The sequence below is a fragment of the Dankookia rubra genome (genome assembly GCF_004355005.1).
GTDB classification, from domain to species: domain Bacteria; phylum Pseudomonadota; class Alphaproteobacteria; order Acetobacterales; family Acetobacteraceae; genus Paracraurococcus; species Paracraurococcus ruber_A.
The window spans coordinates 219,254-243,250 of sequence record NZ_SMSJ01000005.1; the positions used below are offsets into that span (position 1 = coordinate 219,254).

The window sequence follows — 23,997 nt, forward strand, 5'->3', positions numbered from 1 at the left end:
GCGCGATCCGTCCTATCCCGCCTTCGCCCCGGTCGCCTGCAGGATAGGCGCCCATTTCGCCGCCTCGGCGCGGATGAAGCGCGCCGCCTCGGCCGGGCCGCCGGCCAACGGCTCGATGCCCGCCTCGGCATAGCGCGCCCGCGCGCCCGGCTCGGCGAGCGCGGCGGCGGCGGCCTCGGCCAGCCGCGCCAGGATCGGCGCCGGGGTCCCGGCGGGGGCCTGCAGCGCCTGCCATGACGAGGCCGCGTAGCCCGCCACCCCCGACTCGGCCAGGGTCGGCAGCGCGGGCAGCAGGGCCGAGCGGTGCGCGGTGGTGATCGCCAGCGCCCGCACCCGGCCCTCCTTTGCCAGCGGCGCCAGCAGGGTCTGGCTGTCGATCATCAGGTCGGCCCGGCCGGCGACGAGGTCGGTCACCACCTGCGGCGTGCCCCGGTAGGGCACCACGGTGAATTCGACGCGGGCCAGCGACTTCAGCAACTCGCCCGCCAGGTGCGAGGCGGCGCCGATGCCCGTCGTGGCGAAATTCGCCGTCCCCGGCCGCGCCCGCAGCCAGGCCAGCAGCTGCGGCACGTCCTCCGCCGGCACGCCGGGATGCACCGCGACGACGAAGGGCTGGTCGCCGAGCAGCGCGACGGGCGCGAAGTCGGCCAGCGGGTCGAAGCCGAGATCGGCATAGAGCGCGGCCATCACCGCATGCGCCGCGCCCGAGAGCAGCAGCGTGTGCCCGTCCGGCGCCGCGCGCGCGACGGCGCGGGCGCCGATGGTGGCGCCGGCGCCGGGCAGGTTCTCGATCACCACGGGCTGGCCCAGCCGCCGGGCCAGCGGCTCCGCCAGGATGCGGGCGACGACGTCGATGATGCCGCCGGCGGCGAAGGGGACGACGACGCGGACCGGGCGCGCCGGATAGTCCTGCGCAAGCGCCAGGGACGGCGCGGCGAGCGCAGCGAGCAGCAGCGTGCGGCGATGCATGGCAAGGTTCCCGGCGAGTGCCGCGAGGCTGCCACGCCCGCCGCGGCGTGGCGAGACGGCCGGCTTGACGCGGTCGCCGGCGCGGCGCGCCAATGCGCGCATGCGCCGCCTCCTCCTCGCCCTGCTCCTCCTCTCGGTCCCCGCCGCGGCCGAGCCCGCCCGCCGGCAGATGGTCGCCGCCGCGCATCCGCTGGCGACCGGGGCCGGGCTGGCCATGCTGCGGCAGGGCGGCAGCGCGGTGGATGCCGCGGTCGCCGCGGCCCTGGTGCATTTGGTGGTGGAGCCGCATGCCAGCGGCCTCGGCGGCGGCGGGCTGCTGCTGGCCTGGGACCGGCTTCACGCTGAACAACGGCCTGTCCAACTTCGCCAGCGACCCCGCCGCGGCCAATGCCATGGCGCCGGGCAAGCGGCCGGCGACGACGATGGCGCCGACCATCGTCTTCGGCGCGGACCGGCGGCCTGAGATCGTGGCGGGGGCCGGCGGTGGCGCCTGGATCATCGATGCCGTTGCGGCGGGGCTGGCGGAGATGCTGGGGCGCGGCGCCGGGCCGCAGGCGGCGGTCGCGCTGCCGCGGACCGGCGCGCAGAACGGCGCCGCCTTCCTCGAGGCGGGCAGCGCCGCGGCGGCGCTGGAGGCGCCGTTGCGGGCGCTGGGCCATGCGCCGCGCGTGGTGCCGGTGGACACCGGGATGCAGGCGCTGCGGGTCACGGCGCAGGGCATCGAGGGCGGCGCCGACCCGCGCCGGGACGGCATCGCGCCCGGCGACTGAGCGCCGGGGGAGTGTCGAGCCGGCGATTCACGCCCTGGGCGTTTCCGCCCAGGACGATCGCTGCACTCCGTCAAGCCGGCGATTCACGCCCCGGGCGTTTCCGCCCAGGACGATCGCGGGCTACTCGATCCGGATACCCGCGTTGCGGATCAGCGCCGCGTAGCGATCGGCATCGGCGCGCAGCAGCGCGGCCGCATCGGCGCTGCTGCCGCCGCCGGGGATGAAGCCGGCCTCCTTAATCCGCGGCCGCAGCGCCGGGTCGGCCAGCGCCTTGTTCACCGCCGCGGCCCAGCGGTCCCGCACCGGCTCGGGCAGGCCGGGCGGGCCCATCAGCATGTACCAGACATTGGCGTCGAAGCCGGGAAAGCCGCTTTCGGCGACCGTCGGCAGGTCGGGCAGCCATTCGATCCGCGTCGGCATGGTGGTGGCCAGTGCCCGCACCCGCTCGCCGCGGATATGCGGGAGGTAGGTGGGGAAGGTGTCGATCGCCAGGTCGATGCGGCCGGCCAGGATCTCGTTCACCGCCTGGCCGGTGCCGCGGAAGGGCACGTGGGTCATCCTGATCCCGGCCGCCGAGGCGAGCAGTTCCGCTGCCAGGTGCTGCTGCGTGGCGACGCCGGAGGAGGAGTAGTTCAGCGCCCCCGGATGGGCCTTGGCATGGGCGATGAATCCGGCCAGGTCGCGGGCCGGGGAGGACAGCGGCACCACCGCCACCAGCGGTACCGTCGCCGCCAGCACCACCGCGGTCTGGTCCTTGATGATGTCGAAGGGCGGCGGGCTCATCAGCGGCGGCACGACGGCCGAGGCGCTGACGGTCGACATGTAGACCGTGTGGCCGTCCGGCGCGGCGCGGCTGCCGGCCAGCGCGGCGATGGTGCCGCTGGCGCCCGGCCGGTTTTCCACCGCGATGGGCTGGCCGAACTCGGCCTGCAGCGCGGGCGCCAGGAAGCGGGCAATGATGTCGGTGCCGCCGCCCGGGGCGAAGCCGACCAGCAGGGTGATGGGGCGCGTCGGCTCCCAGCGCGGCTGGGCGCGCACCGGGCGCGGCAGGGCCAGCAGGCCGGCGCCGGCCAGCATGTGGCGGCGGTGGATCATCGGGGTTGCCTCCTCCATGGCCGGGCTGCGCCGGCCTGCTGTCGCGGCGTTGCTGCGGTCAGGTGCCGGTCCATTGCATCGGCCGCTTGGCAAGGAAGTTCTGCACGCCCTCGCGGAAGTCATTGCTGGTGAAGCACATGGTCACGAGGTCGTCGCCGTTCACCTGGCGCGCCGCCAGCCGCAGGCGGCGCATCGCCTCTTTGGTCGCGCGGAGCGTCAGCGGCGCATGGCCGGCGAGCGTCCGCGCCAGCGCCTCGGCCCGACCCTGCAGCGCCGCGTGGTCGGGCAGGATCTCGGAGACCAGGCCGATGGCCTTCGCCTCCTCCGCCTCGACCAGCCGCGCGGTATAGACCAGGTCGATGACGCGGGCCGGGCCGATCAGCGCGGCGAGCCGGCCGTAATTCGCCATCGACAGGCAATTGCCGAGCGTCTTGGCGATGGGAAAGCCGAAGCGCGCATTGGCGGCGGCGAGGCGCATGTCGCAGACCGCGGCGATGGCGGCGCCGCCGCCGGTCGCGGCACCCGCGATCGCCGCGATGGTCGGCTTCGGGCATTCCTCGAGCGCGGTCAGCACGCCGTCGATCCGCTCCTCATAGGCGAGCGCGTCCTCGGGCGTGCGGAATTCGGTGAACTGGGAGATGTCGGTGCCGGCGGCGAAGGCCTTCTCCCCGGCGCCGGTGATGACGATGGCCCGCAGCGAACGGTCGTCCCCGGCCGCGAGGGCAATCTGCCGCAGCCTCTCGTACATCGGGAAGGTCAGCGCGTTGCGCGCCTGCGGTCGGTTGAGCGTGACGAAGCCGATGCCGTCGCGCGTCTCGTAGAGCAGCTCGTCCATGGGGTCCTCCCGGGGTTGCGCCATTGGTGACCGGGCGGGAGGCGGTTATCAAGCGGCGAAGCCAGGAGGAATGTCCGATGCTGCCGCTGTCCCGCTTCACCGTGCTCGACCTCACCCGCGTCCGCTCCGGCCCCACCTGCGTGCGGCAGCTGGCGGATTGGGGCGCCAACGTCATCAAGATCGAGGCACCGGAGGAGATCGACACCGGCAGCGGCATGGGCGGCGACCGGCACGGGCCGGACTTCCAGCAGGTGCACCGCAACAAGCGCGGCATCACGCTGAACCTGAAGCACCCCGAGGGGCTGGCGGTGTTCCGGCGGATGGTCGCCAAGGCCGACGTGGTGGTGGAGAACTACCGCCCCGACGTGAAGGACCGGCTGGGGATCGGTTACGACGCGCTGGCGGCGATCAATCCCCGCATCGTGCTGGGTTCCATCAGCGGCTTCGGCCAGACCGGGCCCTATGCGCGGCGGCCGGGCTTCGACCAGATCGCGCAAGGGATGGGCGGTCTGATGAGCGTGACCGGCCTGCCCGGCCAGGGGCCGGTGCGGGTCGGCATCCCCGTGGCCGACCTCACCGCCGGGCTTTATGCCGCCATCGGCATCCTGGTGGCGCTGCTGGAGCGGGAGCAGACCGGCCGCGGCCGCTGGGTGCACACCTCGCTGCTCGAGGCGATGGTGGCGATGATGGACTTCCAGGCGACGCGCTGGACCATGACGCAGGAGGTGCCGCAGCAGGCCGGCAACGACCACCCGACCACGGTGCCGACCGGGCTGTTCCGGACCGAGGACGGGCTGATGAACCTGGCCGGCGGCGGGCAGGAGATGTGGAACCGCATCGTCGACACGCTCGGGATCGCTGAGCAGGCGAAGGACCCGGCCTTCGCCACCGACAAATCCCGTGCGGCGAACCGCGACAGGACCAACGCCCTGCTGCAATCGGTGCTGGAGTCGGATACGTCCGAGAATTGGATCGCCCGGCTGAACAAGGCCGGCGTGCCCTCCGGCCCGGTTTATGCCATGGACCAGGTCTTCGCCGACCCGCAGGTGAAGCATCTCGGGATCGAGTGGCCGGTCGAGCACCCGGCGCTCGGCACGGTCAACCTGGTGCGGGCGCCGATGAACCTGGAAGGGGTGGCGCCGCCGCGCCGGCCGACGCCGGAACGCGGCGAGCACACTGCCGAGGTGCTGGCCGAGTTCGGCATCGACGCCGCGGCGCTGGCGGCGTTGAGGGCCAAGGGCGCCGTCTAGCCCCGCAGCGCTTGACCCCGGCGCGGCGCTGCGGCAGCACCGCGCCTCCACACGGGAGGAACGCGACGCCATGCGCATCGCCTCGGTCCGCGACGGCGTGGTGCCGATCGCCTCCGCCATCGCCAATGCCTATATCGACTTCTCCAAGATGACCGCCTCGGTCGTCGCGGTCACCGTCGAGGACGGCCAGGGCCGCAGCGCCACCGGCTACGGCTTCAACTCCAACGGCCGCTATGCCCAGCCCGGCCTGCTGCGCGAACGCTTCATCCCCCGCCTGCTGGAAACCCCGGAAGCCGCCCTCGCCCATGCCGATGGCGGGCTGGAACCCGCTGGCGCCTGGGCGGCGATGATGCGGAACGAGAAGCCGGGCGGCCATGGCGACCGCAGCGTCGCGGTCGGCGTGCTCGACATGGCGCTCTGGGATGCCGCGGCCAAGCTGCAGGGCAAGCCGCTCTGGCGGCTGCTGGCCGACCGCTACCGCGGCGGCGAGGCCGACGAGGCCGCCTGGATCTACGCCGCCGGCGGCTACTACTACCCCGGCAAGGGCCTCGACGAGCTGGTGGCGGAGATGCAGCGCTACCTCGACCTCGGCTATTCCGTGGTGAAGATGAAGATCGGCGGCGCGCCGGGCACGCCGCTGCGCGACGCGCTGAAGCTCGACGTCCAGCGGATCGAGGCGGTCCTCAAGCTGCTCGGCGGCGACGGCTCCCGCCTCTGCGTCGACGTCAACGGCCGCTTCGGCCTGCATGCCGCGCTGGCCTATGGCGCCGCGCTCGCCCCCTACAAGCTGCGCTGGTACGAGGAGCCGCTGGACCCGCTCGACTACGCGACGCACGCGACGCTGGCCGAGCACTACGGCGGCCCGATCGCCACCGGCGAGAACCTGTTCTCCATGCTCGATTGCCGCAACCTGATCCGCCATGGCGGCCTCAGGCCGGACCGCGACATCCTGCAATTCGACCCCGCGCTGTCCTACGGCTTGGTCGAGTACCTGCGGACCCTGGCGATGCTGGAGGAGCACGGCTGGTCGCCGCGCCGCTGCGTCCCCCATGGCGGGCACCAGTTCGCGCTGAACATCGCGGTGGGCTTGGGCCTCGGCGGCAACGAGAGCTACCCGGAGGTCTTCGCCCCCTTCGGCGGCTTCGCCGACGCGACGCCGGTGCAGGACAGCCGCATCCGCATGCCGGAGGCACCCGGCATCGGCTTCGAGCAGAAGGCCAATCTCTGGACGGTGCTGCGGGACCTTTAGCGCCTGCGCGTCGTGCGCCGGCAGGTCGCACGGCACGCAGGCGCCACGCCGGTCGGCTTGCCCGGCTGGTGCGGGACAGCCGTCATGCTTCTCCTCGCCGCCCTGCTGCCCGGCCTTGCCTCCGCCCGGGTGCAGACGGTCGGCAATGCCACCCCGACCCGTCCTTCCGCCCCATCGACCGCGATCCGGCGGCGGTGGACGAAATCCATGTGTCCCCCGCCGGCAGCCGGGCCTGGGGCGCCGACCGGCCGGGCCAGGACGTGCTGGTTCCCGGCCGCTTCGCCCGCACCGGCCTGCCTGCCGGAGAATGCCTGCACGACATCCGCGTCGCCTTGGCCGATGGCCGCGCGGTGGAACGCCGGCGGGTCGGTACCTGCACCGCGTCGCAGGTGGCCTTCCCCTGAGCGCCGGGCCGGGAGAGTCTGGCGCCGCACGCGCCGGAGCTCCCGCATGACCCGCATCCTCGTCCTCAACGGCAATACCACCCAGGCCGTCACCGACCGCATCGCCGAGGCCGCCCGGGCCGCGGCGCCGGCGGGGGCGACGACCGAGGCGGTGACCGCCCCCTTCGGGCTGCCGCTGATCGTCACCCGCGCCGACTGGCTGCTCTCCGGCCCGCCGATCCTGGAAGCCCTGGCGGCCAGGCGCGGCAGCTACGACGCCGCGGTCATCGCCGTCTTCGGCGACCCGGCGCTGGATGCGGCGAAGCTGCTGCTGGACGTGCCGGTGATCGGCATCTCGGAAGCCGCCTTCCATGCCGCCGCCATGCTGGGCCGGCGCTTCGGCATCGTCTCCTTCACCGCGGCGCTCAGGCCGATGTTCGAGGATTGCCTCGACCACCACGGCCTGCGCGCCCGCTGCGCCGGCTTCCGGATGGGTCCGACCGACGCCACCTACCCCGCCCAGCTCGGCGCGGCGGAGACGGCGCAGCTGCTGGCGCTGATCGACCAGTCGATCGCGGAGGACGGGGCGGAGGCGGTGATCCTGGCCGGCGGGCCGCTGGCCGGGCTGGCGGCGATGCTGCAGCCCTCGGTCGGCGTGCCGCTGGTGGACGGCACCGTCGCCGCGGTGCGGATGGCCGCCGCCCTGGCCGGGATGCCCCGGCCGCAGCGGCCGCGCCCCGCCCGGCCCTTGAGCGGCTATGGGGCGGAGGTGACCTCGCTCTACGGTGCGTGATCGCCCGGTGGGTTGCCGGCCGGGGCGCGGCAGCGTTCCTGGCCGGAACGGATCCGGGACCTTCTCACCATGCCGATGGCTAGCTGGCTGCGCCTCGCAGCCGGATGGGGCAGCGTTGCCGCCTTCTTCACCTTCGGCGCGGGGTGGCTCGCGGGCCTCGCCGACCCACTAGCGGCGGCCGGCCTTTTCGCCTGGCTGCTCGGCCTCATCATTTGGCTCGCCTTCGGGGTGGTGCACGAGGCCGAGGAGCTGGCGGAGATGCTGGGCGAGCCCTATGGCACGCTCATCCTCACGCTCTCGATCGTCATCATCGAGGTCGCGCTGATCAGCGCCGTGATGCTGGGGACGAAGGAGGCTCCGGAACTCGGCCGCGACACCATGTTCGCGGTGCTGATGATCGTCCTCAACGGTGTGGTCGGGCTCGGCCTGCTGGTCGGCGGGATGCGGCACCGCGAACAGTCCTACAACCTGCAGGGCGCGGCGGCCTACCTGGCGGTGATGATCCCGCTCTCGGTCATCGCGCTGGTGCTGCCGAACTTCACCACTTCGACCGCCGACGGGTCGCTGACGCCGGTGCAGGCGGGGTGCTTCTCGCTCTTCACCATCCTGCTCTACGGCATCTTCCTCTGGCTGCAGACCGGCCGGCACAGCGGCTTCTTCGTCGACCCGGCGGAGGCCGACGCGCTCCGGCTGGAAGGGCCGCCGCGGAAGCGCGGCGCCGTGCTGCCGCATGTCGGGCTGCTGCTGGCGAACATCCTGCCGATCGTCATCCTGGCGAAGAGCCTCGCCGCGGTGCTGGATTTCGGCATCCACGCGCTTGGTGCCCCACCCGCCCTCGGCGGCGTGCTGATCGCCATGGTGGTCTTCACGCCGGAGGGGCTCTCGGCGCTGCGGGCGGTGGCGGCGAACCAGCTGCAGCGGGCGGTCAACCTCTGCCTCGGCGCCGCCGCCTCGACGCTCGGGCTAACGGTGCCGGCGGTGCTGATGATCGGCCTGCTGACCGGGCGGACCGTGGTGCTCGGCCTGTCCGCAAGCAACATGGTGCTGCTGGTGACGACGCTGATCCTCAGCGGCCTCACCTTCTCCGGCCCGCGCACCACCATGCTGGAAGGCGCGGTGCACCTGACGCTGTTCGGGGTCTTCTTCGTGCTGATCTTCAGCCCGTGACGCCGTTCAGCCCCGCGCGACGACCACCTCGGCATAGTCGGAGGGCACCCGCATGGTGCCGTCGGTGGCCGTGTTGAAGCGGCCGACCAGGCCGCGCAGGTCCTCGGCCAGCGCCGCCTGCCCCGCAGCGTCCAGCGCCAGGAAGGCCTTGTGGACCGGCCCGTACCAGGTCCGGAAGACCCCGATGAAATGGTCGGCCGAGCGGTAGCGTAAGACGAAGCTGCGGTCGTTCACCAGGATGCCGGCCGCCCCGGCAAAGTGCTCCTCCAGCCACGGCCGGCTGCCCCAGAGCGCGGGGGACTTCACCCCGGCCGGCGGCGGCACATGCCGGCCCAGCGTGCGGAAGAGCTGGCCGATGAAGCCCTCCGGCATCCAGTTCGCCATGCCGATCCGCCCGCCGGGGCGGCAGACCCGCAGCATCTCCCGCGCCGCCGTCGCTTGGTCCGGCGCGAACATCACGCCGAAGGTGGAGACCACGGCATCGAAGCTCGCATCCGGGAAGGGCAGCGCCTCCGCATCCGCGACCTGGGAGCCGATCTCGAGTCCTTCGGCCTCGGCCCGGGCGCGGCCGCGGGCCAGCAATGCCTCGACATAGTCGGTCGACATCACGGTGCACCAGCGGCGGGCGAAGGCGAGCGTCGCATTGCCGTTGCCGGCCGCGACATCCAGCACGCGGGCACCGGGCGCCAGGTCCATCGCCTCGGCCAGCAGTTCCCCGGTGAGCTGCAGCGTGGTGCCGATCCGGGCATAGTCGCCGGAGGCCCAGGCGGCATTCTGCCGGGCCTTGATCGCGGCATAGTCGGGGGCGTCCTGGGTCGTCGTGGTCATGGCGGTCTCTCCCATCGGGCATGACCGGTATCGCCCGACCGGGCGCCGCCTGCTTGGGGGTTGCCCGGGAATTGGCTTGACCCTGCAGGGGGAATGCCCGGTGATTGCCGGGTGAAACCGGAGGGGTGTCCACCGGGGGCCATCCGGGCGATGCGGCCGCCGGCAGCTGGGGTCGCGGCGATGCTGTACCGGTTCGACGGGTTCGAGCTCGACCTGGGGCGCTACGAGCTGCGCCGCGACGGCGCGCCCTGCCATGTCGAAAAGCTGGTCTTCGACCTGCTCGCCTTCCTGGTTCGCAATCCTGGCCGGGTGGTGGGGCGGGAAGAGGTGGTCGACCAGGTCTGGCAGGGCCGCGCGGTGTCGGAGGCGACGATCTCCTCCTGCGTCAAGGCGGCCCGGCGGGCGCTCGGCGACAGCGGGGACGACCCGACCTATATCCGCACCATCCGCGGCCGCGGCTTCGAATTCACCGGCAGGGTGACCGCGCCGGCCACGGCGCCAGAGGCCGCTGCGCCGGCCGAGGCCTCGCCGCTGCCGATCCTCGCCGTGCTGCCCTTCGCCAATCTCAGCGCCGAGGCGGACGCCTATTTCGCCGATGGGCTGACCGAGGACATCATCATGCACCTGGCGCGGTTCCGCGACCTGCGGGTGATCGCCGGCGCCTCCACCTTCCGCTTCAAGGGACGGGAGGTGGACCTGGCGGAGATCCGCGCCCGGCTGCGGGCCGGCTATGTCGTGCAGGGCAGCGTGCGGCGCGATGCCGGCCGGGTGCGGATCTCGGCCCAGCTCGCCGATGCGGCCACCGGGCTGCAGCTCTGGGGCGACCGCTACGACCGGGAGATGGGCGACATCTTCGCCCTGCAGGACGAGGTCACGCGCACCATCGCCGCGACGCTCGGCGTGACCATGCAGGCGGCCGCGCTGCAGCGGGCGCTGGTCAAGAAGCCGGTGGAGCTCGACGCCTACGACTGCCTGCTGCGCGCCCGGCGCTATACCTGGATGCTGAGCGCCGAGGCGCATGCCGAGGCGCGCGAGCTGCTGGAGCGGGCGGTGGAGCTCGACCCGCTGTCATCGGATGCCCACGCCCTGCTGGCCAATGTCTATCTCGGCGAGCACCGCTTCGCCATGAACCCGCGCCCGAACCCGATCGGCCGCGCCCTGGTGCATGCCCTGGCGGCGACGCAGCTCGACCCGCAGAATGCCTATGCGCGCTGCTGGCTGGCGATCGTGCATTTCTTCAGGGGCGAGAACGACCGCTTCGAGGTCGAGGCGCGGCGCGCGCTCGAGCTCAACCCGAACGACCCGGAGACGCTCGCCGATATCGGCCACTACCTCGCCTTCATGGGGGAGTTCGAACGCGGGGCCACCCTGTCGGAGCGGGCGCGGCGGCTGAACCCGCTGCACCCCGGCTGGTACTTCTTCAGCTTCGCCCGGCTGCACTACAGCCAGCGCCGCTATGCCGAGGCCTCCGCCGACCTGCAGCGCACCGGGCTGCCGCATTTCTACTGGACGCACCTGCTCTCGGCCGCGGCGCTCGGGCAGATGGGGCACCCGGATGCACCGGCGGCGCTGGCGCGGATCTTCGCCCTGAAGCCGGATGTCTCGGCGCGGGACGAACTGCGCAAGTGGAATGCCGCGCCGGACGACCTCGAGCACATCATGGACGGCCTCAGGAAGGCGGGGCTGCCGGCGTGATGCGGGCCGGCTCGGCGCAGGCATAGACGTCGCCGCTATTCGCCGCGGCCGGCAGGCCGGCGATCCAGGCGGCCATGCCGGCGGCGTCCAGCGGGGCGGGATGGGCGAATGCCATGCTCTCGCCGAGGCAGGCATTGAAGGCGCGGTAGCCCAGGCCCGAGAGGCGGTCGAGGCAGGCGAAGGCGACGCCGCGCTGGATGGTGGTGAACTCGAAGGACAGCGTGCGCGGCGCGAAGGAGAGTCCGGCCAGCGCCGCCGCCTCGTAGCCCTCGACGTCGAGCTTGATCAACGCCGGCCGGCCATGCGTGGCAGCGAGCGCGTCCAGCGTGGTCACCGGCAGGGTGATCTCGGCGTCCCAGCGCTGGCCCTCCCAGCCGGGCGCGCCGTCCGCCGCGGCGATGAAGTCGGGGCTGGCGGTGGCGACGGTGGGATTGGCCGTGTTCAGCCGCAGCACCGCCTCGCCCGGCGCGGCGCCGACCAGGGCGGCGACCCGTGCCATCCCGGCATCCCGGCCATAGAGCAGCCGCAGCAGCCGGGCGAGCCGCGGCTGCGGCTCCACCGCCACCACCCGCGCGCCGAGCCGGCGGAAGCTGGCGGCACGGTCGCCGACGTGCGCGCCGATGTCGAAGGCGAGCTCGCCGGGCGTGAGGAAGCGGCGATGGAAACCGTCGAGCCGCGCGGCCCGGCCCGGCGCGTGGTAGGTCCGCAGCGACCGGCCGATGGCCTGGGCAGTGGTCACGCCGCGGGCGGGGTTTCGTAGCCCGCGAGCCGCCATGCGGCGGGCTCGGCCAGCGCCTCGGCATACCAGCGCGCGACCAGCGGATGGGCGCGGACGGCGGCCATGTAGGCCCGGGTCGCCGCCGTCAGCGCCGGCTGCCAGGTCAGGAACCGGCCGACCACCGGGGCATACATCGCATCGGCCAGGCCGAAGCGCGGGCCGAACAGGAAGGGGCCGCCATGCGCCGCCAGCGCCCCGGCCCAGGCGGCCTCGATGCGGGCGATATCCTTCAGCGCCTCCGGCGTCCGGCCGAGGCCGGCGAAATCGGCTCCGGCATTGAACCACATGGCCTGGCGCAGGCCGCGGAAGCCGGCCGCCATCTCGGCCGAGAGGGAGCGGGCCGCGGCCCGCGCCGCGCGGTCCTCCGGCCAGAGGCCGGGGGATTGCTCGGCGCAGTATTCGCAGATCGACAGGCTTTCCCAAGCCCGGGCGCCGCGGTGTTCCAGGTAGGGCACCAGGCCCGCGGGGGTGGCGGCGGCGATCGCCGGCGTCACCGGCCCGGCATCGCGGACGAAGGGGATCAGCACTTCCTCGACATCCAGCCCGGCCAGGTGCACGGCCAGCCAGCCGCGCATGGACCAGGAGGAATAGCGCTTGTTGCCGATCAGCAGGCGGCCTTCGGGCATGGCGGAAAATCCGGACTGGCGTGCAACCGTCCCTTAGCACGGCCCGGCCCGCACGGCACCTTGCCGGGGAGCGCCCCGGGGTGTTGTTTAGGCGATCCGCCGGAGCCGCCCCGATGAACGAGTTGAACGTACCGCGTCCGAACAACCTCGACGCCTATTGGATGCCCTATTCGGACAACAAGTACTTCAAGGCCAACCCGCGGATGATCGCCCGGGCCGAGGGCATGTCCTACTTCACCCCGGACGGGCGGGAGATCCTGGACGGCACGGCCGGCCTCTGGTGCTGCAACGCCGGCCACGGCCGGCGGGAGATCAAGGAGGCGATCCAGCAGCAGGCCGCCATCCTCGACTACGCGCCGACCTTCCAGCTCGGCCATCCCATCGCCTTCGAGGCCGCGGCGCGGATCGCCGAGCTGACGCCGGAGGGAATGGACAAGGTCTTCTTCACCAATAGCGGCTCGGAGAGCGCCGACACCGCGCTGAAGATCGCGTTGGCCTACCACAAGGCCCGCGGCGAGAGCTCCCGCGTCCGGCTCATCGGCCGGGAGCGCGGCTACCACGGCGTCGGCTTCGGCGGCATGTCGGTCGGCGGCATCGGCGGCAACCGCAAGCAGTTCGGTGCCCTGCTGCCCTATGTCGACCACCTGCCGCATACCCACGGCATCGAGGCCAACCTGTTTGCCAAGGGCCAGCCGGAGCACGGCGCGCACCTGGCCGAGGTGCTGGAGAACCTCGTCGCGCTGCACGGCGCCGAGACCATCGCGGCGGTGATGGTGGAACCGATCGCGGGCTCGACCGGCGTGCTGGTGCCGCCCAAGGGCTACCTGGAGCGGCTGCGGGAGTTGTGCACGAAGCACGGCATCCTGCTGATCTTTGACGAGGTCATCACCGGCTTCGGCCGGATCGGCACGCCCTTCGGCGCCGAGCGCCTGGGCGTCACCCCCGACATCATCACCATGGCCAAGGGCCTGACCAATGCCGCGGTGCCGATGGGCGCGGTCGCGGTCCGCAACGGGGTCTACGACGCGATCGTCGACGGCGCGCCGGCGGGGATCGAGCTGTTCCACGGCTACACCTATTCCGGCCATCCGCTGGCGGCCGCCGCGGCGATCGCCACCATGGAGCTGCACCGGGCCGAGGACCTGCCGGGCCGCGCCCGCGCCATCGAGCCCTATTGGCAGGAGGCCGCGCACAGCCTGCGGTCCTCGCCCAACGTGATCGACATCCGCGACTACGGGCTGATCGCCGGGATCGAGCTGGCGCCGCGCGCGGGCAAGGCCGGGCAGCGCGCCATGGACGTGTTCCGCCGCTGCTTCGACGACGGCGTGCTGGTGCGGGTGACCGGCGACATCGTGGCCCTGTCCCCGCCGCTGATCATCGAGAAGCCGCATGTCGACCGGCTGATCGGCACGCTGGACGCGGCGATCCGGGCGGAGGCGGCCTAGCGCGCCGGCCGGCAGGCCGCCGCCCGGGGCCAGGCGCGGTCCGGGCGGCCGGGCCGCGCGCCGCAGCCTGTGGTCCCGAGCAGCAGGTCCGGCCGGGCGGGCCTTCCCGCCCGCCCGCCACCTGCCCTCAGGCGAAGGCGAAGTCGCTCGCCTGCAGGTCGGCCTTGGCGACGTCCTTCAGGATGAGCACGTTGCCGCTGCCGAAGTTGATGATGGCGTCGCCGCGGATCATGCCGGTGGCCGCCATCACGGCGGCGAAGTCGGCAAAGGCCGTGCCGACCAGGAACAGCTGGTCGGTGCCCGGGGCGAAGTCGCCGAGGATGTCCCGGCCCCCGCCGGCCGCGTAGTGGAAGTCGTCGGCCCCCGCCCCGCCATAGAGCGTGTCGTTGCCCGCCCCGCCGTCCAGCGTGTCGTCGCCGCCGTGGCCAAGCAGCCGGTTCGCGCCGGCATTGCCGGTGAGCGCGTTGTCGAGCCCCTGGCCGACCCCGTTGGCGTTCACGCCGCCCAGCAGGGCAAGGTTCTCGACATTGGCGGTGAGGTAGAGGCTGCCCGCGGTGCCGAGGGTGGCGATCACCGTGTCGGTGCCCTGATTCGCCGCCTCGATGATGCGATCGGCGAGGTCCTGCACGACATAGGTGTCGTTGCCCTGGCCGCCGACGAGGCGGTCGGCGCCGTCGCCGCCCTGGAGCGTGTCCTCCCCTTCCGCGCCGATCAGCGTGTCGTCGCCGGCCATGCCGAGCAGCTGGTCGTCGCCGGCCATGCCGCGCAGCAGGTTGGCGCCGGCGGTCCCGGTCAGCGTATCGTTGAAGGCGCTGCCGGTGACGTTCTCGATGGCCGAAAGGGTGTCGTCCGCGGCCTCGCCGCCCGAGCCCGTTCCCGCCGTTAGGTTGACATCCACCGCCGCCCGGCTGCCGAGATAGGCGACGGTGTCGTTGCCGGCGCCGCCGTCGAGCGAATCCTCGCCCGCGCCGCCGACCAGCATGTCGTTGCCGTCGTCGCCATGCAGGCTGTCGGCGCCGGCGCCGCCGCGCAGGGTGTTGTCGGATTCGTTGCCTGTCAGGGTATTCGCCAGGTCGTTGCCGGCGCCGGCGATGGCGCCCGCGCCGGTGGCGAGTTCCAGCGCCTCGATCCAGGCGGAGAGGTGGTAGTCGGCCGAGGCGACGACGCTGTCGGAGCCGCCGCCCGACAGCTCGACGATCGTGTCGGACTGGCCGTCCACGTAGTAGAGGTCGTCGCCCGTTCCGCCCTCGAGCCGATCGGCGCCGGTGCCGCCATCGAGCGTGTCGGCCTCGGCGCCGCCCTGCAGCGTATCGTCGCCGTCCGCGCCGGACAGGCCGTCGGCGCCGTCCAGCCCCTGCAGGAGGTTGGCCGCGCCGTCGCCGCCCAGCGTGTCGCCGTCGCTGCTGCCGGCGATGTTCTCGATGCCGGACAGGGTGTCGCCCTCGGCGTCGCCGCCGGTGCCGGTGCCGGCCTGCAGGTCTATGTCAACCGCCGCGCCGCTGTCCGAGTAATCCGTGGTGTCGCTGCCCGTGCCGCCGACCAGCCGGTCCGCCCCGGCGCCGCCGGACAGCGTGTCGTTGCCGCCGCCGCCGTCGAGCGTGTCGGCGTCCGCGCCGCCGCGCAGCAGGTCGTCGCCCTCGAGCCCCTGAAGCGCGTCGTTCCCGCCCAGCCCCGAAAGCTCGTTGGCACCGCCCGAGCCCGCCGCGATGTCGTCGCCGGCGCTCCCGGTGACGGTGCTGTCGCCGGCGGCGGCATTGCGGACCTGGAAGACCCAGAGCCCGTTGATGCCGGTGTTCCCGGCGGTCTGTTCCAGGTCCAGCAGGTCCTGCTGGACGCCGGCCGCCGGCAGCTCGCGGTAGTTGATGCCGTCGCCGGCGCTGAAGCCGAGCCGTGCCGCGGTGCCGCCGAGCCCGTTCGAGCCGCCGCTGAAGTCGCCCGCGGTCCAGTCGATGCCCTCGTAGCGCAGGACGATGTCGAAATCGCCGCCGCCCTCGTCGATCAGCTGGATCTGGAACGCATTGACCTTGTTCACCTTGCGGTTGAAGTACCCGACATCGTCCCAGGTCGCGGTGAAAACGCCGTTCGCCGTGTCGAGGTCGTAGTGGACGCTGTTGCTGCCGGTCGAGTTGCCGCCGCTGCTGATCGTCCCCGTGGCGCCCCGGGTGTCGACGTCGGCAAAGAAGCCGGCGATGATCGGCACGTTGCCGGCGTTGGTGAGGCCGAAAGGCGTGAAGGCCGACAGCGTCGAGTTGAAGCTGATGTTGCCGTTGTTGTTGACGTAGAGCGACGCGTGGCTGGTGCCGAAGAAATTGAGGCCATCCGCGCCGAAGATGGAAGTGATGTCGATGGCGGCGCTTGACCCGTCGTCGGTGGCCGCGAGGGAGAATTCGCCGAAGCCGGCGCCGCCCCCCAGCCCGGTGATCAACTCGGGCCCGGTCGTCAGGTAGGACAGGGCGGTGGCGGACAGGGTCATGGAGCGGCTTTTCCGGTCGGGGGCCGGCGGGGATCGCGCGGCGTCACCGGCCGTGGTGCCAGGATTACGTTAAAAGATCGTAACGCACTCGCCCGAATTGCCGAAGCCCCGCGGCGAGGCCATATACGCTGCAACCGACCGCACCGCGGAGCGCCCCCCATGTCCGATACGACCTCCTCCCCCGTTCCCGTCACCGTTCTCACCGGCTATCTCGGCGCCGGCAAGACGACCCTGCTGAACCGCATCCTCAGCGAGAACCACGGCAAGAAATATGCCGTGGTGATCAACGAATTCGGCGAGCTCGGCGTCGACAACGACCTCGTCGTCGATACCGACGAGGAAGTCTTCGAGATGAACAACGGCTGCATCTGCTGCACCGTGCGCGGCGACCTGATCCGCATCATCGGCGGGTTGATGAAGCGCCGCGGGAAATTCGACGGCATCATCGTCGAGACCACGGGCCTCGCCGACCCCGCCCCGGTCGCCCAGACCTTCTTCGCCGATGAGGACGTGAAGCGCGCCACGCGGCTCGACGCCATCGTCACGCTGGTCGACGCCAAGAACCTGCCGGCGCGCCTCGCCGACAGCAAGGAGGCGGTGGAGCAGATCGCCTTCGCCGACATCGTCCTGCTGAACAAGATGGACCTGGTGACGGAGGCCGAGGCCGCCGAGGTCGAGCGCCGCATCCGCGCCATCAACCCTTACGCCGAGATCCGCCGCAGCACCAAGTCCGACGTGCCGATCGAGGCCGTGCTCGGCCGCGAGGCCTTCGACCTGAAGCGGATCCTCGAGCGCGAGCCCGAATTCCTCTCGGGCGAGGACCACCACGAGCATGACGGCGACATCCTGAGCGTGTCTTTCGAGGTCTCGCGCCCGGTGGACCCGGAAAAGTTCAACGCCTGGATGACCCAGCTGCTGGCCGCCAAGGGCCAGGACCTGCTGCGCACCAAGGGCATCCTCTACTACGCCGGCGACGACCGCCGCTTCGCCTTTCAGGCCGTCCACATGATCGCCGACGGCGACTTCATCGGCCCGGTGAAGGCGGGCGATCCGCGGAAGTCGAAGATCGTCTTCATCGGCCGCGACCTGAACCGCCCGCAGCTGCGCCGCGGCTTCGAGAGCTGCCAGGTGGAGGCATGAGCGAGACGGCCCCAGCCGACTTCTTGCTGGAAACGCGGGGCACCAGCCGGGAGCTCGGCGCCTGGGTGGTCGGCCTCGCCTTCGGGCGGGACGGCAGCCTCGGGCTCGGGCTCGGCGACGGCACCGTGCACATCGCCCAGCCACGCAGCCCGGACGCCGCCTGGCCCAGCACCGCGGCGCATGACGGCGCGGTGCTGTCCTTCTGCGCCGACGCGAAGGACGGGTTCCTGTCGGGCGGCGACGACGGGCGGCTGGTCCGCACCGCGCCCGATGGCGGCACGACGGAGCTGGCGAAGCTCGGCGCGATGAAATGGGTCGAGCATGTCGCGGCGCACGAAAACGGCCTGCGCGCCGCCTCGGTCGGCAAGCAGCTGCACCTGTTCGACGGCAAGGGCGAGAAGCTGAAGACCCTGCCGCATCCCTCCGCGGTCGGCGGCATCGCCTTCGACGCCAAGGGCAAGCGCGTCGCCGCCAGCCACTACAACGGGGCGAGCCTTTGGTTCGTGGCGTCGAAGGAAGACAAGCCGCGGGTGTTGGAATGGAAGGGCAGCCATGCCGCCATCGCCATCAGCCCGGACGGCACCCATGTGGTGACCGCGATGCAGGAGAATGCCCTGCATGGCTGGCGCCTGGCGGATGGCCAGCACATGCGGATGTCGGGCTATCCCTCGAAGACCCACTTCCTCTCATTCACCTCGCGCGGGAAATGGCTGGCGACCAGCGGCGCCGATGCCGTGGTGGTCTGGCCCTTCTTCGGCGGCGGCCCGATGGGCAAGGCGCCGACCGAGCTCGCCGGCGGCGACGGCGTGCTGGTCAGCGCCGTCGCCTGCCACCCGCAGCACGAGGTCGTCGCCGCCGGCTTCGCCGATGGCTTGGTGCTGCTGGCGGAGATCGCCTCGGGCAAGGTCGTGCCGGTGGCGGCGCCCGGCCACGGCGGCATCTCGGCGCTGGGCTGGAACGCCACCGGCACGCATCTCGCCTTCGGGACGGAAACGGGCTTCGCCGGGCTGGTCGACCTGTCGAAAAAGGGCTGATGCCCGACGCAGGACGTTCCGACCTGCGGCCCGCTGGGCCGAGGCGCCGAATGGCGCCCGGCGTCCGAGGCGCACGAAGGCATGACCTTCGTGCGCTCAGCATGAGGCAGCCTATCCGACGCGCAGCGCCGCCAGCCGCGGCATCACCTGCGCGGCGAAGCGGCGCATCTCCGGCTCGAAGGGCTGGAACTGGGTCAGCAGCGTGTCAATACCGGCGGCGTGGAACTGCGCGATACGCGCCGCCACCTGGTCGTAGCTGCCGACCGTGCCGCCCGAGGTGCCGCCATTGGTGCCGACGCTCTCGAACTTCGCCTGGGTCTTCCGCATCGCCACCGCCGGGTCGGTATTGGCCTTCACATAGGCCTTGATCTCCGTGTCCTGCCGCGCGAGGTCCAGCAGCCGGCGATACTCGGCCTGCGCCTCCGCCTCGGTCTCCCGCGCGATGACGAAGGCCGAAAGGCCGAAGCGGACCGGCTCGCCGCGGCGCGGGCGGGCGCGCACATCGGCGATCAGCGCCCGCACGTCCTCCAGCGGCTGGCCGTTGATGAACCAGACATCCGCCTGCGCCGCCACCAGGTCGCGCGCCGGGGCGGATTCGCCGCCGACATAGATCCGCGGCCGCGGGCGGCCGGGGGAAGCAGGCCGCAGGATGTAGTCCTTCACCTGGAAGTAGCGACCCTGGTGCTGCACCGCCTCCCCGCGCATCAGCCGGTCCACCACGGCCAGCCATTCGGCGCCATAGGCGTAGCGCTCGTCGTGCTCGCGGAAGACCAGGCCGGCATCCTCGATCTCCTTGCGGTTCCAGGCATTCACCAGGTTGATGGCGAAGCGGCCGCCGCTGATCTCCTCGATCTGCAGCGCCATCTTGGCCAGCACCACGGGGTGGTAGAGCATCGGCTTGATCGCGGCGATCAGCTCGATCCGCCGCGTTTCCGCCGCCAGCGCGGCGGTGGCGGTCCAGGCCTCCAGCTGGCCGAGTTCCACCTTGTGCGGGTTCATCGTGTGCTGCGCGACCAGCACGCAATCATAGCCCAGCGACTCCGCCTCCAGCACCAGGGCGCGGTTGCGCCGCCAGGACGCGTCGTAGGGTTCCAGCGGGTCCTGCAGCGCGGCGCGGTTGCCATGGACCAGCGCCCAGATGCCGATGCGCAACGGCGGGGTCATGCGGGTCTCCTCCGGGGCCACGGCGCTACATCGCCGACCAGCCGCCGTCCATCGGGAGCACCGCGCCGGTGATGTCGCGCCCGGCCTCCCCGCACAGGAAGGCGGCCATGGCACCGATCGCCTCGGCCGCCACGAAGCGCCCGGTCGGCTGCTTGCCGGCCAGGAACTGCGCGGTGGCCGCGGCCTCGTCGAGCCCCGCGGCCCGCATCGCCGCGCCGATCCGCCCGGCGATGTTCGGCGTCAGGGTCGAGCCGGGGCAGAGCGCGTTGCAGGTGATGCCGCTCCCGGCCGTCTCCAGCGCGGTGGCGCGGGTCAGGCCGATCAGCGCGGTCTTGGTGGTGACGTAGCCGACCCGCCCCGTCGCGCCGGCCAGCCCGTAGATCGAGGACATGTTGAGGATGCGGCCCCAGCCGCGCGCCCGCATCCCCGGCAGGCTGAGGCGCGTCAGGTGGAAGGCGGCCGAAAGGTTGACCGCGAGGTCGCTGTCCCAGTCCTCCGGCGGCGTCGCCTCGATGGTGCCGAAATGCCGGGTCGCGGCGTTGTTCACCAGGATGTCGGGCGGGCCGACCTCCACGACCAGCGCCGCGATGGCCGCCGGCTCCGCCAGTTCGACCCGGCGGTAGCAGGCCCGCACCGCATGGCGCGCCGCCAGCCCGGCCGCCGCGGCATCGCCTTCCCCGGGCGCGGCCAGCCCGTGCAGCACCAAGTGGCAGCCGGCGGCGGCAAGGCTGTCCGCGACAGCCAGGCCGATGCCGCCGGTCGATCCGGTGATCAGGGCCGTCCGCCCGCGGAGCGCCGCTTCGGTGATCGATGCCATCGATCCAGGCTAGGGCAGATCGCCGGGCTGCGGAACCGCCCCGCCCCCGTGCCGCGTCAGGCGCGGCGCTGCGGCCCCACCGCCAGCCAGCCCGGCTTGGCCGGCAGCGGCAGCGTGGCGCAGGCGTAGAAGGCATGCAGCGTCGTCGCCGGCGGCTCGAGCAGGACCGTCGGAGGGGGGGCGGATGGCGGCTCCGAGGGCCGCGTCCGGGCGGGGACGGTCCGCTTCGGCCGTCGCGGCGCCGGCTTTTCGGCCCGCGTCAGTTCCGCCCGCACGGAAATGGGGCGCAGCACCGCCGGGACCGCCGGGCCGGCGCCGCTCCGAACACCGCAGCCCGGCCCAGGAGTCAGCGGCATGGTATCGATGGACCCGGCGAGCGCCGGGCCGGACATCCCGAGGCCCGCGATCACGAGCCCGGTGGCGGCGCGGCGCCGCCAGGGCATCCCGCTTGCACGCAGCATCTGCATGGGTCGGCTACCTCTCCCGAACGTCCCCGCGGACGCGATCCGGCTATCTCCGCAACGCCGCCGCGGGCCGGGCTGTTCCCCTGCGAAGAGTCTTGCCGAAGCCGGGAACCAGCATGCAACCGAAGCGGCCTTCGGGGCCTTACCCGGCATTCGATGGGGATGACGCAGCGATGGCACGACCGGCCGACGACGACGACGAGGTGGATCTCGGCATCAGCCTGGAGACGGTGGCGACCGTGGTGGACCATATCCGCGCCGTGCAGGTGACGGAGGAGACCGACCCCGCCCAGCTTTCCGAGGACGACAACAGCGAGGCGGCGCTGCTGCAGGAAAACCCGGATGACATGACGGAGGACAGCCTCCGCGAATTCGTCGACGGGCTGAACGAGGACGAGCAGGCGGCTCTGATCGCGCTCGCCTGGGTCGGCCGCGGCGACTACGGGCCGGAGGAATGGGAGGAGGCGGTGCGGCTCGCCGCCGAGCGGAACGAGGCCGGTCAGGCCGGCAGCTACCTGCTCGGCATGGACATGGCCGGCGACCTGCTGGCGGAAGGCGTCGCCGCCTTCGGTCTCTCGATCGAGGATGTCGAGCGCTGAGATCAGGTCGCGGCGGGGCGTGAACGCGCGAACGGGTGGATCCGCACCGGGCCGCGCCGGATCGGTATCCCGATGCGGGCGCGATCCGCTGCAGGGCCGACCGCCGCAGGGCCGCTAGGCCCGGGCGCGTCGGTCAGCGCCGACGGCGCAGCCGGGCCGGCGGGGTGGCCAACCCTGAATGCGGTGCGCTGGCGCGGGGCCTGCCGGGCCGCGCAGCCGGCCAGGCGCTTCGGGCGGCTCCGCCCTCAGGCAGTCCGCTCGGGCCAGGACCTCGCCGCAGTCCCGCCGCCCGGCAGGAATTCCGGCGCCTCCGCCGTATCGTTGCGTTTGAAGTTGGCGTCTTTCAGGTCTCCGTCATGTACCTCGCGATCCCTGAAACTTCACGTTTTCGGGAGTAAGGCGCGGCCTGCTGCGTCGTCACACCGGCCGCCGACGTCCGGCCGGTCAGCGGCAGCCCTCGTCCCTGGACGGAGCGGAATGCGGTCCCAGGAGAAGACGCGGGTCGCAACGAGCGGCGAACCGCCTGAATCCCCCTATGGCGCCTCGGCGCCGCCCGGCCACGCGGCGCGGCCGGCTGCCGGCGCTGCTCGCGCTTGCCGTGGCGCTGCCGCTCCTGCTCCTCGCCGGCGGCACGGCCTGGCGGCAGCAGCGCGCCGAGCGCCTGCAGGCAGAGGAAGCCCTGGTCGGCCGGGCGCAGGCGATGGCGCTGCTGCTGGACCGGGAATTCGCCGAAGCCGAAAGGCCGCTGCGCCGCCTCGCCGGCGCTGGCGCGCGACGACCTGGCCGCCTTCCGGGAGGAGATGCGCGCCGCCGCTGCCGCCTTCGAAGCCCGCGCCATCACCCTCGTCGATCCCGCCAGCCGGATCCGGCTGACCACCAGCTGGGCGCCGGGGGAGCGGCCGGACAGCCTCGCGGTCGGCCCGGCGCAGGACGCCCTGGCGCTCGGACGGCCGGCCGCTTGCAATCTCCATGTCAGCCCGGGCGCCGGCGGCCGGGCGACCGGCGTGGCGGTGCCGATCCTGGCGCCCGGGCCGGGTGCCGACCGCCCGGTGGCGCAGGTGCTCGGCGTCGCCCTGCCGCCGGAGCGGCTGGCGGCCGCCCTGGCCACCGCCCTCGCCGACCCGCCCCTGCCCGGCGGCGCGGCAGCCGGCATCCTCGGCTGGCGGAGGCGGCGCAGCGCGAGCGGGCCCGGCGCGACGCCGTGCTGCTGGGCCTCGAGGAGCGGCTGCGCGCGGCGCGCACGACGCGGAAGACCGCGGCGGCGCCCTGCGAGACGCTCGGCCGGGCGCTCGGCCTGGCGCAGGCGAGCTTCGGCGAGGTCGAGCCGGACGACGTGCATGTGGTCGTCGAGAGCGGCTGGCGGGGCGACGACGCGCCGGCGCCGACCGGCCGCGTCCGGCTCGTGGATTTCGCGCCGTCCCGGCTGACGCCGCTGCGCCGCGGCAAGGCGGTGGCGATCCCCGATCTCGCGGCCGAACCGCCGCCGGGGATGCGGCGGGGGCGCCCCCCGGGACCGTCATGGCCTCGCTCGACCTGCTGCCGGTGCTGGCCGATCCCGCCGCGCTGCTGGCCAATACCGACCAGACGCTGCGCCGCGCGGTGGGCAGCGGCGTCACGCTCAAGGTGCGGGCGGAAGGGGCCTGGCCGGTGCTGGCCGACCCGCACCGGCTGGAAGTCGCGTTGCTCAACCTGTCGATGCATGCGCGCGATGCGATGCAGGGCTCGGGCCGGCTGCAGGTCACCGCCCGGAACGCCCCGGCGGCGGCGGGGCCGCAGCCGCCCGGCTTGGCCGACGGCATCGACCACCTGGTCTTCGCGGTGCAGGACAGCGGTGCCGGCATGCCGGCCGAGGTGCTGGCCCGCGCCGCCGAGCCCTTCTTCACCGCCAAGCCGCGCGGCAAGGGCACCGGGCTCGGCCTGGCGATGGTGCATGGCTTCGCCCAGCAATCCGGCGGCGCGCTGCGGCTGCTGAGCGTGCCGGGCGAGGGCACCACGGCGGAGATCTGGCTGCCGCGGGCGGCGCCCGAGGATGCCGCGGCGCCCGCTCGGGCCCCGGCCGAGCCCGACCCTGCGCTGCATGCCGCGGCGACGCTGCTGGTGGTGGACGACGACCAGGTCCGCCTGGTGACCGCGAGCCAGCTGCGCGAGCTGGGCCAATGCGGTGCTGGAAGCGAGCAGCGTCGCCACCGGGATGGTGCAGGCCCTGGCGGCGGAACGGCTGGACCTGGTGGCCACCGACGTCACCATGCCCGGCGGCAATGGGCCGGAGCTCGCCCGCCGGCTGCGTGCGGCGCGTCCCGGCCTGCCGATCCTGTTCCTGACCGGCATCGGCAACCAGCGGTCGCTGATGGGCGAGGCGGTGCTGGGCAAGCCCTTCGGCGCCGCCGAGCTCGGCCGCCAGGTGCTGGCCTCGCTCGGCCGCG

General features: G+C 72.9%; 23 protein-coding genes and 2 pseudogenes. 14 read left to right on the top strand and 11 right to left on the bottom strand.

Translation table 11 applies throughout. From position 1 onward, the window contains the following. Nucleotides 1-12: 12 nt before the first annotated feature. Nucleotides 13-1,071 carry a tripartite tricarboxylate transporter substrate-binding protein gene (locus E2C06_RS06770; RefSeq protein ID WP_206664450.1) on the bottom strand — a complete coding sequence of 353 codons (1,059 nt, stop codon included), beginning with the start codon at nucleotides 1,069-1,071 and terminating at the stop codon, nucleotides 13-15. Here E2C06_RS06770 and E2C06_RS06775 point away from each other — a divergent pair. Then, the gene (locus tag E2C06_RS06775) at nucleotides 1,070-1,432 is read left to right on the top strand and encodes a gamma-glutamyltransferase (protein ID WP_206664451.1); all 363 of its coding nucleotides are present in this window, start codon (nucleotides 1,070-1,072) and stop codon (nucleotides 1,430-1,432) included. The two genes, E2C06_RS06770 and E2C06_RS06775, sit on opposite strands and share 2 nt — an antisense overlap. Continuing rightward, nucleotides 1,323-1,739: a gamma-glutamyltransferase gene (locus E2C06_RS06780; protein ID WP_241671154.1), complete on the top strand. Its 417-nt coding sequence runs from the start codon at nucleotides 1,323-1,325 to the stop codon at nucleotides 1,737-1,739. Before E2C06_RS06775 ends, E2C06_RS06780 begins: the two co-directional genes overlap by 110 nt. Nucleotides 1,740-1,859: 120 nt before the next feature. Here the strand turns inward: E2C06_RS06780 and E2C06_RS06785 are convergent, their stop codons facing one another. Together E2C06_RS06785 and E2C06_RS06790 are read right to left on the bottom strand one after the other, a co-directional pair. After that, the gene (locus tag E2C06_RS06785; protein ID WP_165982254.1) at nucleotides 1,860-2,834 is read right to left on the bottom strand and encodes a Bug family tripartite tricarboxylate transporter substrate binding protein; all 975 of its coding nucleotides are present in this window, start codon (nucleotides 2,832-2,834) and stop codon (nucleotides 1,860-1,862) included. A gap of 58 nt (nucleotides 2,835-2,892) precedes the next feature. Then, complete coding sequence (locus E2C06_RS06790; RefSeq protein WP_133287826.1) at nucleotides 2,893-3,669, bottom strand: enoyl-CoA hydratase; 777 nt, start codon at nucleotides 3,667-3,669, stop codon at nucleotides 2,893-2,895. 77 nt (nucleotides 3,670-3,746) lie between these two features. Between E2C06_RS06790 and E2C06_RS06795 the strand changes: the two genes are divergently transcribed. From E2C06_RS06795 to E2C06_RS06815, 5 genes are all read left to right on the top strand, one after another. After that, entirely contained in the window at nucleotides 3,747-4,919 is a 1,173-nt protein-coding gene (locus tag E2C06_RS06795; RefSeq protein WP_133287827.1) for a CaiB/BaiF CoA transferase family protein, read from the top strand. A gap of 70 nt (nucleotides 4,920-4,989) precedes the next feature. Continuing rightward, nucleotides 4,990-6,168, top strand: coding sequence for an enolase C-terminal domain-like protein (locus tag E2C06_RS06800; protein WP_133287828.1), 1,179 nt, complete (start codon nucleotides 4,990-4,992; stop codon nucleotides 6,166-6,168). A 194-nt stretch (nucleotides 6,169-6,362) separates the two neighbouring features. Beyond that, nucleotides 6,363-6,572, top strand: a complete 210-nt coding sequence (locus tag E2C06_RS06805) for a hypothetical protein (protein ID WP_133287829.1) — start codon at nucleotides 6,363-6,365, stop codon at nucleotides 6,570-6,572. Nucleotides 6,573-6,618: 46 nt separating this feature from the next. Further along, nucleotides 6,619-7,344 carry an aspartate/glutamate racemase family protein gene (locus E2C06_RS06810; RefSeq protein WP_133287830.1) on the top strand — a complete coding sequence of 242 codons (726 nt, stop codon included), beginning with the start codon at nucleotides 6,619-6,621 and terminating at the stop codon, nucleotides 7,342-7,344. Between the two features lie 69 nt (nucleotides 7,345-7,413). Continuing rightward, nucleotides 7,414-8,511 carry a calcium:proton antiporter gene (locus tag E2C06_RS06815; RefSeq protein WP_206664454.1) on the top strand — a complete coding sequence of 366 codons (1,098 nt, stop codon included), beginning with the start codon at nucleotides 7,414-7,416 and terminating at the stop codon, nucleotides 8,509-8,511. A 6-nt stretch (nucleotides 8,512-8,517) separates the two neighbouring features. Here E2C06_RS06815 and E2C06_RS06820 read toward each other — a convergent pair whose 3' ends face one another. Beyond that, nucleotides 8,518-9,339, bottom strand: coding sequence for a class I SAM-dependent methyltransferase (locus tag E2C06_RS06820; protein WP_133287831.1), 822 nt, complete (start codon nucleotides 9,337-9,339; stop codon nucleotides 8,518-8,520). Nucleotides 9,340-9,489: 150 nt separating this feature from the next. On the opposite strand from E2C06_RS06820, the gene E2C06_RS06825 reads away from it, so the two are divergent. Next, nucleotides 9,490-11,034 carry a winged helix-turn-helix domain-containing tetratricopeptide repeat protein gene (locus E2C06_RS06825; RefSeq protein ID WP_165982255.1) on the top strand — a complete coding sequence of 515 codons (1,545 nt, stop codon included), beginning with the start codon at nucleotides 9,490-9,492 and terminating at the stop codon, nucleotides 11,032-11,034. On the opposite strand, the gene E2C06_RS06830 is transcribed toward E2C06_RS06825, so the two are convergent. Continuing rightward, nucleotides 11,009-11,809 (bottom strand): FkbM family methyltransferase, encoded by an 801-nt coding sequence (locus E2C06_RS06830; protein WP_133287833.1) that lies wholly within the window; start codon nucleotides 11,807-11,809, stop codon nucleotides 11,009-11,011. The genes E2C06_RS06825 and E2C06_RS06830 overlap by 26 nt on opposite strands. Beyond that, a complete protein-coding gene (locus E2C06_RS06835) occupies nucleotides 11,770-12,438 on the bottom strand; it encodes a glutathione S-transferase N-terminal domain-containing protein (RefSeq protein WP_133287834.1) in 669 nt (222 codons plus the stop codon). The genes E2C06_RS06830 and E2C06_RS06835 overlap by 40 nt, the downstream gene beginning before the upstream one ends. Nucleotides 12,439-12,551: 113 nt before the next feature. Here E2C06_RS06835 and E2C06_RS06840 point away from each other — a divergent pair, with 113 nt between their 5' ends. Next, nucleotides 12,552-13,883: an aspartate aminotransferase family protein gene (locus E2C06_RS06840; RefSeq protein WP_133287835.1), complete on the top strand. Its 1,332-nt coding sequence runs from the start codon at nucleotides 12,552-12,554 to the stop codon at nucleotides 13,881-13,883. A gap of 127 nt (nucleotides 13,884-14,010) precedes the next feature. On the opposite strand, the gene E2C06_RS40205 is transcribed toward E2C06_RS06840, so the two are convergent. Then, a complete protein-coding gene (locus E2C06_RS40205; protein ID WP_133287836.1) occupies nucleotides 14,011-16,356 on the bottom strand; it encodes a nidogen-like domain-containing protein in 2,346 nt (781 codons plus the stop codon). A gap of 159 nt (nucleotides 16,357-16,515) precedes the next feature. On the opposite strand from E2C06_RS40205, the gene E2C06_RS06850 reads away from it, so the two are divergent. Together E2C06_RS06850 and E2C06_RS06855 are read left to right on the top strand one after the other, a co-directional pair. Further along, a complete protein-coding gene (locus tag E2C06_RS06850; protein ID WP_133287837.1) occupies nucleotides 16,516-17,496 on the top strand; it encodes a CobW family GTP-binding protein in 981 nt (326 codons plus the stop codon). Next, nucleotides 17,493-18,530, top strand: a complete 1,038-nt coding sequence (locus E2C06_RS06855) for a WD40 repeat domain-containing protein (RefSeq protein ID WP_133287838.1) — start codon at nucleotides 17,493-17,495, stop codon at nucleotides 18,528-18,530. The genes E2C06_RS06850 and E2C06_RS06855 overlap by 4 nt, the downstream gene beginning before the upstream one ends. A gap of 111 nt (nucleotides 18,531-18,641) precedes the next feature. Here the strand turns inward: E2C06_RS06855 and E2C06_RS06860 are convergent, their stop codons facing one another. The 3 genes from E2C06_RS06860 to E2C06_RS06870 are packed head-to-tail and all read right to left on the bottom strand — an operon-like array spanning nucleotide 18,642 to nucleotide 20,978. Beyond that, entirely contained in the window at nucleotides 18,642-19,694 is a 1,053-nt protein-coding gene (locus E2C06_RS06860) for an LLM class flavin-dependent oxidoreductase (protein ID WP_133287839.1), read from the bottom strand. A gap of 25 nt (nucleotides 19,695-19,719) precedes the next feature. After that, nucleotides 19,720-20,511, bottom strand: coding sequence for an SDR family oxidoreductase (locus E2C06_RS06865; protein ID WP_133287840.1), 792 nt, complete (start codon nucleotides 20,509-20,511; stop codon nucleotides 19,720-19,722). Between the two features lie 56 nt (nucleotides 20,512-20,567). Further along, nucleotides 20,568-20,978 carry a hypothetical protein gene (locus E2C06_RS06870; protein ID WP_133287841.1) on the bottom strand — a complete coding sequence of 137 codons (411 nt, stop codon included), beginning with the start codon at nucleotides 20,976-20,978 and terminating at the stop codon, nucleotides 20,568-20,570. 170 nt (nucleotides 20,979-21,148) lie between these two features. Between E2C06_RS06870 and E2C06_RS06875 the strand changes: the two genes are divergently transcribed. Beyond that, complete coding sequence (locus tag E2C06_RS06875) at nucleotides 21,149-21,574, top strand: DUF3775 domain-containing protein (protein WP_133287842.1); 426 nt, start codon at nucleotides 21,149-21,151, stop codon at nucleotides 21,572-21,574. A gap of 343 nt (nucleotides 21,575-21,917) precedes the next feature. Here the strand turns inward: E2C06_RS06875 and E2C06_RS39180 are convergent, their stop codons facing one another. Then, entirely contained in the window at nucleotides 21,918-22,913 is a 996-nt protein-coding gene (locus E2C06_RS39180; RefSeq protein ID WP_165982256.1) for a hypothetical protein, read from the bottom strand. 179 nt (nucleotides 22,914-23,092) lie between these two features. Here E2C06_RS39180 and E2C06_RS40730 point away from each other — a divergent pair. Continuing rightward, nucleotides 23,093-23,581: pseudogene (locus tag E2C06_RS40730) on the top strand (ATP-binding protein); the annotation flags it as partial. A 184-nt stretch (nucleotides 23,582-23,765) separates the two neighbouring features. Beyond that, a pseudogene (locus E2C06_RS40735) lies at nucleotides 23,766-23,900 on the top strand (response regulator); the annotation flags it as partial. Nucleotides 23,901-23,997 lie beyond the last annotated feature (97 nt).